This is a genomic window from Bacillus cereus group sp. BfR-BA-01453 (genome assembly GCF_022662915.1).
GTDB classification, from domain to species: domain Bacteria; phylum Bacillota; class Bacilli; order Bacillales; family Bacillaceae_G; genus Bacillus_A; species Bacillus_A paranthracis.
Genome location: NZ_JAKUEN010000011.1, coordinates 1 through 11,929, shown reverse-complemented (window position 1 = coordinate 11,929; position 11,929 = coordinate 1). Strand labels below are relative to the sequence as shown.

Below are 11,929 nucleotides of genomic sequence, written 5' to 3'. Positions count from 1 at the left end.
AAAATTGAACAAAAAAGGGGAGCGTTTTTTAAAAGAAGTTACGAACCATATTAAATCAAAAGAAGCGAAGGACTTAGTAGCAACTGAACTGAATTTTCACTTGAAACAGGCAAAGAATATGTGGATGGATAAAGGGTTAAGTGAGGAAGTTGCTGAAGATAAGGCTGTTGAGCAAATGGGGAGTCCAATTAAACTTGGCCGGGAACTGAACAAACTACATAAGCCAAAGGTGGATTGGTTTTTAATTGGTTTATTAGTGATTGCGATGGGATTAGGGTTCTTGCCGGTTATAGCTTTTGGACATACAAATGATTTACTACTGAATAAGGTGATTTTTGTTATTCTCGGTGTTGCAACAGTTGTAGTGATGATGCTGATTGATTACCGGAAATTAGAAAGACTCGGATGGCTGTTTTATACAATTGGGGTACTGATCTTGTTAATGATATACTGTTTTCCGAACGCTTCGATACTTGGAGAACGGATAATAAAAGTTGGTCCTATTGCAATTGATCGTTTAATGTCAGTACCGTTCTTTTTTCTAGCTTGGGCTTCTTTTTTCAATAACAATAGATTGAAAGTTAGGTATCTTGTAGTGTTGTATTTATTTTCTTTGTATTTATTCTTAATTGGCGCAGCTTTTTCAGTGATTTTTATTTATATCACGATGGTATTCGTTATGCTTTGGTGGAGTAAGTTAGGGAAGAAAAAGGCATTAATTATTACAATTGTACCAATCTGTTTATTGATTATAGGGGCCTATTTTTCCTGGCCCACAGTAAAAGGAGTTTATTTGGATAGATTTTTAGGGTATTTGAATCCAGAGCGTGATGCACAGGGCGCAGGATTTATGTATATACGATTAAAAGAGGTAATGTCATCAGCAGGTTGGTTTGGTACATCTGGAGATACAAAATTCATCCCTGCTCCGGATACTGATTTTGTATTTGCGAGTTTGACTTACTATTATGGGTATTGGCTTGCGTTAATTCTTGTCTTCGTTCTTTCTCTTTTTGTAGCAAGATTAATAGTCATCTCTTATAAAATAAATGATCGGTACGGTAAATTGCTACTCGTTGGTGGATTGACTCTTTTTGTATTCCAGTTCATTTATAATGTTGGAATGATACTAGGATTATTGCCGCTTGCTGCTATATCCTTACCTTTTATTAGTTATGGATTAACGCCGACTGTATTTCATGCGCTTATAATGGGGATTGTGCTGAGTGTGTATAGACGTAAGGGTGTTTCATTCAGAATGAGAAAAACACCTTGATACTTATATAAGTTGCATATAAAAGAATGCATTATTATGATCAAGTACAAACGTAAATAGATAGCAAAAGGGGGGATAAATAACCCTCTTTTCGTGTTTAAATAAGTGCACTTGCTTTTATAGAAGTGCATAATTCAGAACGAGATATCGATTCAGCTAGTTGTTGTAAATAAGTGTATTCTTCTTCATCTTTTTCGGAAGTGTCAGGATCTAATAAAGGTGAGGATAGAAGTACATCAATCGTAAGTATGTCTGCATCATGAGAAATGATGTTATAACCTGCAAATACAGGTTGTTTTAAGTCTTTTACTTTTTGAATCATCTGATGGAATTTCGTAACACTTATATGGATTTGTGCGAATGAAAAGCATTTTTGGGTAGGATTCTCGATGGTCTTTCTAATTTTATAATCGTATACATAGTAGTACTTTTCTTGCTGCTTGAGTGTTTGCAACTCTTTCGTTAATAAGTGGTATTTGTCTGTAAGTCCAGTTGTAAGTGCATCGTGTTCTTCGCCAACTAATAATGTGAAAGGTCTTGGTGAGGAGATTGCAATGGTGCGGACGTTTAGGTCAGTAAAAGTGTGCTTAGATTGTAAAATGGTATGTAATTTTTCGGTAGGAAACTCACCGTCATAAATAGCAATAAAATAGTGGTTCATCTTTTCGCTCCTTAACTTTTTTCTAAACTGATATATTCTACTTTAAAGGTGTAAGTCCTGCATAAAAAAGAAAACACCTTGATTGTTATCAAGGTGTTGTAATAAGCTCAAAACTCTCCGAATCAGCCTCAAGAATAAAAGGACTAACCTCGCCAACGCTATAAAGGTGCAATTCATGCATTGCGCGCGTACAAGCAGTGTAGAACAATCTACGAACGCTCTCATCGCTGTATACATCTTTAGAAGCATTGTAAATAATAACGGCATCAAATTCGATACCTTTCGCTAAGTAAGCTGGGATCACGACGATGCCTTGCTCATACTCGGCTGAGTTACTCTTCACGAGTTTAATATTCTCGATATGATTAAGTGCTTCGTAAGCAGCGGCACTTTCAGCTGCAGATTTACATATAATTGCGATCGTATTGTGCTGCTCTGTTTGCAGTTCAGCAACTTTAGCAGTAATATGTTCGTGCAGTTCGCTCTCATTTAATACTTTCGTCACTGTAGGTTTCTCTCCGTCACGTTCAAAGGCGTGAATGTTCTTGCCTTCCGGTACGAGAGCACGTGTAAATTCAATAATTGGTTTTGTTGAGCGGTAGCTACGGGTTAAGTTAATGCCGTTCGTTTCGTCTGGTCCGTATAAGCTAGTAAGTGTATTGAAATTCACTGCTTCACTCGCATGAGCAAAGATCGCTTGGTTAAAGTCTCCGAGTACAGTCATTCTTGCAGCAGGGAAGAGACGTTTTAAAAACTCGAACTGAAACGGTGAATAATCTTGCGCTTCGTCTACGAGTACGTGTTTAATTGATCGGTTCGTTTGGAAGCCTTCAATTAACTCTTTTAAAAGTAAAAATGGAGTTGCATCCTCGTAATATAGCTTTCCTTCATCTAACATATTCACCGTTAATGAGCAAATGTCATCCCAGTTTTTCGGTTTTTCTCCCGTAACCCATGATGCATCTGTGAATAGCTGTTTATATATGCCTGTGAAATTGATAAAGCGCAATGTTTGAACACCTTTGCGAAGTGGTTTTAATTTTTTACGGACAATCATACGTCCAAGTACTTTCGCTTCTTTCTCAAAATCGTTAAAGGAGTTGTCGTCAAACTCACCTTTTTTCTGCAAGTATTTATAAGCCTTTTGATATTCATCTTTACTAAGTAGTTCAATTTCTTCTTCTACCCAAGGCTTTTTCAGTTCTGCTTTTTCAAGTGCATCTATTTGCTTATTTAGCCAATCCGTTAACTTCTCAATACGGCTATGGAAGCGGAGGGAGGAGTCGGTATTGTAAAACTGCTCTGTAATTTCTTTAGCAGAGACAATTAACTTTCCTCTAAATTTCATTCCTCTAAATAGCATGCCTGATGATTCAAGAGATTGTCTGTACGCTCTAATCATCTCGAAAAATTGAGTAGATGCTTTAAATCGAATGCTCGCATTTCTCGTTTTATAGATAGGGCTATTCGTTTCAGTTAACATATATTCTAATTGTTCATAAGGATCTTCAATATCAAATGACTTGCTTAGTCTATGGTTTAAATATTCTTGGAACGTCACTTGCTGCATATTTTCTTCACCGAGTTCAGGTAGTACGTTAGAAACGTAGCTATTGAACATAGAGTTAGGGGAGAAGAGAATAATTTGATCCGCTTTTAACCATTCGCGATATTTATATAATAAGTAGGCGATTCGTTGCAGGGCAGCTGACGTTTTACCGCTACCAGCAGCTCCTTGCACGATAAGGAGTCGGCCTTCATCGTGACGAATAATTTCATTTTGCTCGCGCTGAATCGTAGCGACGATACTTTGCATATGTTTGTTTGTACCTTTTCCGAGCGCTTGTTGCAAGATTTCATCGCCAATTGTAAGGCTCGTATCGAACATAGAATCAATCTCGCCATTTTGAATAATGTATTGTAATTTTTTCTCCACATTACCGTGAATTACGCCTTCTGGTGTACTATATTCAGCTGGTCCTGGTGGATAATCGTAGTACACACTTGAAATGGGTGCGCGCCAGTCATATATAAGAAAGTTTTCTCCGCTTGCATCAGTAAGCGTGGCTACACCGATATAAATTTGCTCCGCAGCAGATTCTCCTTCTTCTTTAAAATCAATTCGTCCAAAATAAGGTGCTTTATGCATGCGTCTTAATGCGGCAAGTCGATTAAAGGTGTGCTTATGAGTAATTTGTGTAACAGCTAGTGACTGAGCTTGTTGCCTTAAGTTGATAACTGTTTCAAGATAATCATCAAAAGTATCAGTATTCACTTTCACATCATCCCAAAAGTGTTTACGAATATTGATTACTTCTGCCCGGCGTCTGCCAGTTTCGTTTTCCAGTTTATCAATTTGCTCCGTAATCGTTTCTATTACGGTATCCAATCGTTTTTGCTCTAAATCAAGTTTTTTGTTCATACGGTAAGCACTCCTTTAAAAGTGAAAAATAGGGGTTGACTGAAGATGTATTTTGGTGTAAAATTAAGATACGGATAAATACGTACCTTCAATTTCGGAAAACGTGTTTCTGTACTAATTTAACATAGTTTTTTAATTTAATCAATGATAATAAGATAGACCTTGGTTCCGTGCGTGATGGAATCAAGGTTTTTTTGTGTTTCTTGAAGAGAGGGGCGCAATCATTGTCAGTTTTTGTCGGTAAGTCGATATATTTCGAGAATCGCCGATATAATTGGGGTTGCGCTGATATAATTGAAAAATCGCCGATATAATTAGAGTTGCGCTGATATAATTGAAAAATCGCTCATATAATTTCACTTACCGAATCTGAACGTAGACCTAAAGTATCGAGAAGAGGGCAAACAAAAAAGCTCGGGCTAATCCCGAGCTTTTCATTATTTCTTTTCGTCTTTCTTAGCGTCAGCTTTTTGCTCTTTGAAAAGATCTTTTAAATCTTTATCGTCAACTTTTACGTCAGCTTTTTTGATTTCTTTCATCATAAGGTCGTTCATGAATTCGCCGTCTTGTGATTTCTTCTGAACGATTTCTTTTTTGATGTCAGCTTTAGATTGTTCGAATGATTTTTCTGGCTCTTTAATGTCTGTTACTTTAATGATATGGTAACCGAATTGTGATTTCACAGGTTCGCTTACTTCATCTTTTTTCAGTTTATAAGCAGCCTCTTCGAATTCTTTAACCATTTTGCCAGGTCCGAAGAATCCTAAGTCGCCACCTTTTTCTTTTGAACCAGTATCTTCAGAGTATTGTTTTGCTAACTCTTCGAAAGATTTACCTTGTCCAAGTTCTTCTTTTACCTTTTTCGCAGTTGCTTCATCTTTTACAAGAATGTGGCTTGCTTTAATTTCAGGCTTATAGTTATCTTTCAATTCTTTATCAGTGATTGTTTTCTCAATAGCTTTTTCTTGCGCTAATTGAGCACGTACACCAGTTTTTAACGTTTCTTCTTTAATACCTTGTTGTTTTAATAGTGTATCGAATTGATCACCGTATTGTTTTTTCATTTCATCGAACTTTTTGTCTACTTCTTTGTCTTCAACTTTGTAGTTTTTAATAAGTACTTTTTCCATAACCATGTTATTTAGTACTTGTTTACCAGCTTGTGTCTTCATTTGCTCGTAGAATTCTTCTTTTGTAATGTCACCAGCTTTAGATGTAACGATTTTGTCTGATGATGATGTTCCACATGCTGATAATGCGATTACACTTGTTGCGGCTAAGGCAAGCATAGCTTTCTTCATTCGATAAACACTCCTACTATTATGTATTTTTAATTTATCCTATACCAATGAATTTTAGTTCATCAGAGCCCGGTTAAGTCTCACTGATACTTTTGCTTTTTATGTTGGTAAAGCGCGCTTAACAGGGCTTACCGTGGCTTAAGGATAAAGTTAAGATGCGTGTCATTTATTTCATAGTATAAGCAATATGTACAAAATTTAATATATCATATTTCGACGTGTTTTCATATTGATAAAGAAAAATTAACCAGTACGTGTCAGATTTTGAAGGTGTTCCATATTGGGCGTATGCCGCATATACAGAAAAGAGGAGGGGATGGGGATGAATTCTCAACTTATTTTATTACTTGTACTGTTTATTTTATTGGTTATAGTAGGTATAATTTGCTTATAGAGGAAAAAAGTGAGGAAGGGGCTTTCCTTCCTCACTTTCCATGAAATATAATTTCTATATAACTAGAAATTAATAAAATTGTTATACATACATTAATAACCCGAAAGACACCGGGTTGGCGGCTCGCAGATATTTGTTTTCGTTCACACAGTGTATGTGTCATGAAATTCGTGTAAAATATAACAAGAAGTGCGAATGCGACAAAAACAACTGTTATAAGTGTCATGAGGCGAGACCTCCTTTTGGCTAAAATACATATACTTTACATATTGTATCATACGATATTTTGTTCGTGTTATAAAATTCAGAAATAGAAGACTTTGTGTTAGAAAGTGAGGGAGAAAATGGACGTTGTTAGAAGATTAGAACAAGCTGAATACTATGTAGACCTACTATTTAAAATGATTGATGAAGAAAAGTGTCCATTTTATTCTTTGATCATAAAGAAAAAAGCTCGTAAAAAAGATATTGAACGTATACTAAATCTTTGTGAAATACTGAACGAGCAATATGTAGTGGAGAAAGCAGAAGGGCTTCTTTTGTTCGATGCGCTGTTGGATCAATTTGAAAAAGCGCTTCCACATCAGCTCGAAGTACACGAAACTGCGGAAGCGCTAGCAAAACAAGGTTTATTCAAACCGCTTATGAATGAATTCTTAAGCATGATTGCGAAAAAGTAAATAGATTACTTCTTAACTAACTTTTGATCAGATTCTGTAAAGTTCTCTTCAATATCTTCTAATGATTTCTCAAAAATATCGATGAAGTCTTGTCCGTAAATGTTACGCAAGATAGCAATCAGTTCGATATTTTCTGGGAACTTCCCATAAAAATTACGAAGTGCAAGAGCCCCATTAAACACTGAATTATTTTCAGGGTCATACTCCTCCATTAAGCGAAGTAGTAATTCTTCCCCTTTGTCTGTAATTTCGATGTACGTATTTCGTTTATCATCTTCTTTTTTCGAGAATACAAGATAGCCGCGTTCTTCTAACTTTTTCGAGAAGTTAAACGCCGTTGATACGTGCATAACTCCAAACTTAGCAATCTCAGAAATAGAAGCCCCTTTTAAATGATAAGCGATTGTTAAAATATGATGCTCATTAATGTTTAAATCATAAGGTTTAATCCACATCTGCCAATCTTTCTCTACACATTTCCATAACGCTTTCGATAATTGAGCAATGCGTTGGCTGAAAATCATCGCTTCTTTTACCGAGTAATCTTTTTCTCCACTTTTCATATACTCACCCACTTTAACATTCTTTTTCATTACTATCTATTATGCCAGTAAAATAAAAATTAATAAAGTCTTTTTGTGAGAATTGTGAAAATTTTTTAAAAAAATGACATTCTATACAAATCATGCATAACTATGGAAGCGGTTTATGAGTCATGAATACATGTGTTGTCCATACATGTTAAGTGATAACATATATTGTAAATGCATAAAAACACGGCATATCTATGTGATATGCCGTATTAAGGTCAATTTATATAAAAAATATTTGTTATATGCAAAAAACTAAGCAGGAATTTGTTTACGCTTTTTCTGGAACAGCTTCTTGTAGTTTCTCAATTGATTTTTGAATGTCCAAAATCTCTTGCTCAATATGTCGTTTGTTTTGAGAAATATCTTGCTTCCAGTTAGAAAGTGTATCGTGCATGTCGTCTTTTAATTCTTGGAACACTTCTTTACCTTCTGAAGCAGTTTCAACGATTTGACGTTTTAATAATTTTGTATCAGCTGTAATATCAGCTAAAGTCTTTTTAATATCATTTCCTTTTTCTTTTAACTTACCGCGCATGTCTTTGCCAGAAGAAGGAGTTGAGAAAAGAACAGCTAGTCCAGCAACTGCTCCGCCGCAAATGACACCTGTAATAAAGGATTTAGCTTTTGACATAAAAGGAGACCTCCTTATTTTTTGTTCGTATTCATGATGTGAAAAAATATGCATATCTTTAAGAAGAGGGAAAGGAAAGTGTGCAGTCCCTGGCATCTTAAGTGGAGAAACAAGCCTTGCCATATTTAATCACTTTAGGAAAGTGGCTTGTTATGTATGACTACTTATTATAGTGTCACTATTTCACGCTATTTGCAATTGTACTTGCGATGTTTTGTAAATTTTCCATAGTGTATTCATTTTGATGTGATTTCCAAACAGCACCGAAACCATCGTTTTCACCGTAGCGTGGAATTAAATGAAGGTGGAAGTGGAACACAGTTTGTCCAGCTTTTTCACCGTTATTGTTAAGTAGGTTAAAGCCAACTGGATTAAACTCTGCTTTAATCGCATTTGCGATTTTTGGAACGACAGAAAAAATATGTGATGCGATTTCTGGCGTTAACGCAAAAATGTCTTGTTTGTGAACTTTTGGAATAACAAGAGTATGTCCTTTTGTTACTTGACTAATATCTAAAAATGCAAGCACATGTTCATCTTCGTATACTTTTGAGCAAGGGATTTGCCCGTCAATGATTTTGCAAAAAATACAATTATCCGCTGTATGATTCATTGATCTCATCCTTTCAAATATCCTTAGCCGTATTTTACCATAATTACATAAGAGAACAAACACGAAAAACAGGAAGCTGACTCAGCTTCCTGTTTTCTGAAGAGGGATTGAAAAAGCATTATCGTAATTTACGTTTCGCAGACACCTCATTTATTTTAAGAAATGCACGGTAAATCGGCTAAAGTTTCTGCCGTAGACACCCCATTTTCAAGTGAAATGAATTGCAATCTTTTTAAATGAAATTGTTTACTTTTTAAAACAGTATATGCTCTTTCGGAGACACCCCGTTTCGAAAATAAAACAAATGATCTGGTTATGTGTAAATTTCTTTGTCCAACATGGACACCCCATTTCATGATGACTTCACTATGTTGTTGTACTCATCAATAGGTGGTCGCTTTTTCAATGTGTTCCTTCTTCAATAATTATGATGTCCGCTTTCGTAATAATATATGCGAACAAATTTAAATTTTTTTTGAACACATCGATACTATGTAGTACAGCGTAATTTTTGGTAAGATAAATATAGAACGAATATAAATGAAGAAAGTGGTGTCGTATGAGCGAGTTATTGCGTGTAGAAAATGTTACAGGAGGATATACGAAACGACCTGTATTAAAAGATGTTTCGTTCTCTGTGAATAAAGGCGAACTTGTCGGCTTAATCGGTTTAAATGGAGCGGGTAAAAGTACGACGATTAAACATATTATCGGTTTAATGGAACCGAAAAAAGGAACTGTCACAATTAATGGGAAAACAATTCGTGATGATATGACAGCGTACCGTTCTAGTTTTTCGTTCATCCCAGAAACACCAGTATTATATGATGAGCTAACGCTAGAAGAACATTTGAAGTTAACAGCGATGGCTTACGGCGTTGATGAAAAACAATATGAAGAACGTGTAGGACAATTATTACAAGAATTTCGTATGAAAAATCGTTTGAAATGGTTTCCGTCTCATTTCTCAAAAGGAATGAAACAAAAAGTAATGATTATGAGTGCGTTTTTAGTGGAGCCATCTCTTTATATTGTGGACGAACCGTTCGTTGGGCTTGATCCGTTAGCGATTCAATCACTCCTTCAAATGATGGATCAAATGAAAAAGAGCGGTGCAGGTATTTTAATGAGTACACATATTTTAGCGACGGCAGAGCGTTATTGTGATTCGTTCATAATTTTGCATCAAGGCGAAGTAAGAGCGAAGGGAACATTATCTGAGCTGCAATCACAGTTTCATATGCCGGGTGCAACATTAGATGATATTTATATTGCATTAACGAAGGAAGAAGATTATGAATAGCACAGCGTTATGGAAAGAACGATTTCGTCACTTTCTACAAGAAGTTCGTACATATAGTAAATACGTATTTAATGATCATTTAAAATTTATTTTCGTATTCATCATCGGCGCAGGAGCGTATTATTACCAGCAATGGTTACAAACGTTAACACCTTCATTTCCGACTGCGCTCGTTATGGCAGTGTTACTTGGACTCGTATTAACGGCCGGATCTATTCAAACGTTATTAAAAGAAGCGGATCTCGTTTACTTACTGCCAGTTGAAGAAAAGTTAAAACCGTACTTCACAAAGGCATTTCTTTTTACGTTTATGATTCAGTTGTACATAATCGCAATTGGAGCGGCAGCGCTTGCTCCGTTATACTTCCAGCAAATGAAACAAACTGGAGCGGCGTACATATGGGTTGTAATCGCGTTTATCATTGTAAAAGCGTGGAATTTATTCGTCGCGTGGGAAAAGTCATTTTTAACAGATCAAAATATACAAAGAGCCGATTGGTTCATTCGATTTATTTTAAACGCCTTATTTGTGTTTTTCCTTGTAGAACGTACTTCCGTTATGTTTATTGGTGGAATCGTCCTTCTCATGGTGTTATACCTTGCGATCATGTATCAAATCGTGAAGGGAAAACCACTAAACTGGGAGTATTTAATTTCTGAAGAAGGTAAGAAGATGATGTTGTTGTACCGCATCGCGAATATGTTCGTTGATGTACCAGCATTAAAAGAGAGAGTAGCACGTAGAAAATGGCTTGATTTTATTCTTTCAATGATAGGCGAAAAGCGTACCTATTTATACTTATATACGAGAACGTTTTTAAGATCTGGTAACTATTTCGGCTTATATGTGCGCCTGCTCGCTCTTGGCGGAGTTATTCTGTACTTCATCCCGTTTTTATATGGACGATTTATCGTAAGTCTTATCTTCTTATATTTAATCGGTTATCAGCTATTAACTTTATGGAAACATCACCGTATGAAGATTTGGCTTGATTTGTATCCAGTAGACGGAGGAGAGAAGAAGAAAGATTTCCTTACTTTATTAAATGCGATCCTTATTACAGGTAGTATTATCTTTACAATCATATTTCTACTAGCGACGAAAGATTTCATGATGACGGGAATTTTATTAGTCGTAAGCATAGTATTTAGTATCGGCTTCGTTTATCAATACGGGGCAAAACGTATTGAGTGTTTAAATTGAAGGGAATGAACCTATGATTACATATGAAGAAAAGGTTATAAAAGAACTGGAGCAGTGGAAAGCTACATTCATGAAAGATTCTTCTATGATGACACGGTTCTCAAAGAAAGTGCAGACGAAAGTACAACAGCTTATTCCGGCGAAAGTACAAAAAGTATTAACAGAAACGATTCGGATGATGGTACAAACGATTAGTGCCGGATCAAACTTTATAAAGCCGAAATTAAAAGAGACGAACTGGTCACTGCAAAGACGAGACGACGAAGTACGTAAAAAAATGGATGAGTACAAAAAAATAGCAGCGGCAGAAGGGGCAGGGACGGGAGCTGGTGGTATTCTCCTTGGCCTTGCTGACTTTCCACTGTTACTCGGCATTAAAATTAAATTTTTATTCGATGCAGCAACATTGTACGGATTTGATACGAGCGACAAAGAAGAGCGCCTTTTTATCCTTCACGTTTTCCAACTTGCCTTTTCAAGTGACGACCACCGAAAAGAAATATGGAAAGCCATCGAAACGTGGGATACAGAAGAAGAAAATCATATGGACTGGGAAAAGTTCCAAACAGAGTACCGAGACTATATCGATTTAGCGAAAATGCTTCAGCTCGTACCAATAATCGGTGCCCCGGTCGGCGCATATGCGAACTATCAATTACTGCAACGACTTGGAGAAGTAACAATGAATTGTTATCGTATGCGATTGTTGAATAAGGATTAAAAAGAAAGCATCCTAAATGTGAACTGTACCCTATAAAATGGACAGTTTAATAAAAAAGCCCTGAAAAATCAAGCACTTAAAAGATGGTTCCGATATTCGATCGGAGCCATCTTTTTTAATGTCCACTGAT

Annotated in this window: 12 protein-coding genes; 5 read left to right on the top strand and 7 right to left on the bottom strand. The window is 36.1% G+C overall.

Annotation, left to right across the window (positions count from 1 at the left end; genetic code table 11):
* Positions 1-4 precede the first annotated feature (4 nt).
* Positions 5-1,276, top strand: a complete 1,272-nt coding sequence (locus tag MR070_RS19410) for an FtsW/RodA/SpoVE family cell cycle protein (RefSeq protein WP_242261838.1) — start codon at positions 5-7, stop codon at positions 1,274-1,276.
* Positions 1,277-1,373: 97 nt separating this feature from the next.
* Here the strand turns inward: MR070_RS19410 and MR070_RS19405 are convergent, their stop codons facing one another.
* From MR070_RS19405 to MR070_RS19390, 4 genes are all read right to left on the bottom strand, one after another.
* Positions 1,374-1,937 carry a hypothetical protein gene (locus MR070_RS19405; protein WP_242261837.1) on the bottom strand — a complete coding sequence of 188 codons (564 nt, stop codon included), beginning with the start codon at positions 1,935-1,937 and terminating at the stop codon, positions 1,374-1,376.
* An 88-nt stretch (positions 1,938-2,025) separates the two neighbouring features.
* Entirely contained in the window at positions 2,026-4,359 is a 2,334-nt protein-coding gene (gene helD, locus MR070_RS19400) for an RNA polymerase recycling motor HelD (RefSeq protein WP_242261836.1), read from the bottom strand.
* A gap of 437 nt (positions 4,360-4,796) precedes the next feature.
* Positions 4,797-5,660 (bottom strand): peptidylprolyl isomerase PrsA, encoded by an 864-nt coding sequence (prsA, locus tag MR070_RS19395; protein WP_048557270.1) that lies wholly within the window; start codon positions 5,658-5,660, stop codon positions 4,797-4,799.
* Between the two features lie 425 nt (positions 5,661-6,085).
* On the bottom strand, positions 6,086-6,280 hold the full coding sequence (locus MR070_RS19390; protein WP_000172692.1) for a hypothetical protein: 195 nt from the start codon (positions 6,278-6,280) through the stop codon (positions 6,086-6,088).
* A gap of 118 nt (positions 6,281-6,398) precedes the next feature.
* Between MR070_RS19390 and MR070_RS19385 the strand changes: the two genes are divergently transcribed.
* Positions 6,399-6,734 carry a DUF1878 family protein gene (locus MR070_RS19385; protein ID WP_000383651.1) on the top strand — a complete coding sequence of 112 codons (336 nt, stop codon included), beginning with the start codon at positions 6,399-6,401 and terminating at the stop codon, positions 6,732-6,734.
* A 5-nt stretch (positions 6,735-6,739) separates the two neighbouring features.
* On the opposite strand, the gene MR070_RS19380 is transcribed toward MR070_RS19385, so the two are convergent.
* From MR070_RS19380 to MR070_RS19370, 3 genes are all read right to left on the bottom strand, one after another.
* Positions 6,740-7,297: an HTH-type transcriptional regulator Hpr gene (locus MR070_RS19380; RefSeq protein WP_000834918.1), complete on the bottom strand. Its 558-nt coding sequence runs from the start codon at positions 7,295-7,297 to the stop codon at positions 6,740-6,742.
* Positions 7,298-7,595: 298 nt separating this feature from the next.
* The gene (locus tag MR070_RS19375) at positions 7,596-7,958 is read right to left on the bottom strand and encodes a YtxH domain-containing protein (protein ID WP_000030301.1); all 363 of its coding nucleotides are present in this window, start codon (positions 7,956-7,958) and stop codon (positions 7,596-7,598) included.
* A 178-nt stretch (positions 7,959-8,136) separates the two neighbouring features.
* Positions 8,137-8,571 carry an HIT family protein gene (locus tag MR070_RS19370; protein WP_001016840.1) on the bottom strand — a complete coding sequence of 145 codons (435 nt, stop codon included), beginning with the start codon at positions 8,569-8,571 and terminating at the stop codon, positions 8,137-8,139.
* A gap of 559 nt (positions 8,572-9,130) precedes the next feature.
* Between MR070_RS19370 and ecsA the strand changes: the two genes are divergently transcribed.
* From ecsA to ecsC, 3 genes are read left to right on the top strand one after another with little or no spacing between them, the layout of a single operon-like run.
* On the top strand, positions 9,131-9,874 hold the full coding sequence (gene ecsA / locus MR070_RS19365; RefSeq protein ID WP_001292602.1) for an ABC transporter ATP-binding protein EcsA: 744 nt from the start codon (positions 9,131-9,133) through the stop codon (positions 9,872-9,874).
* Entirely contained in the window at positions 9,867-11,078 is a 1,212-nt protein-coding gene (gene ecsB / locus MR070_RS19360) for an ABC transporter permease EcsB (protein WP_242261835.1), read from the top strand. Before ecsA ends, ecsB begins: the two co-directional genes overlap by 8 nt.
* Positions 11,079-11,091: 13 nt before the next feature.
* Complete coding sequence (gene ecsC / locus MR070_RS19355; protein ID WP_000634125.1) at positions 11,092-11,799, top strand: ecs operon protein EcsC; 708 nt, start codon at positions 11,092-11,094, stop codon at positions 11,797-11,799.
* Positions 11,800-11,929: the final 130 nt, after the last annotated feature.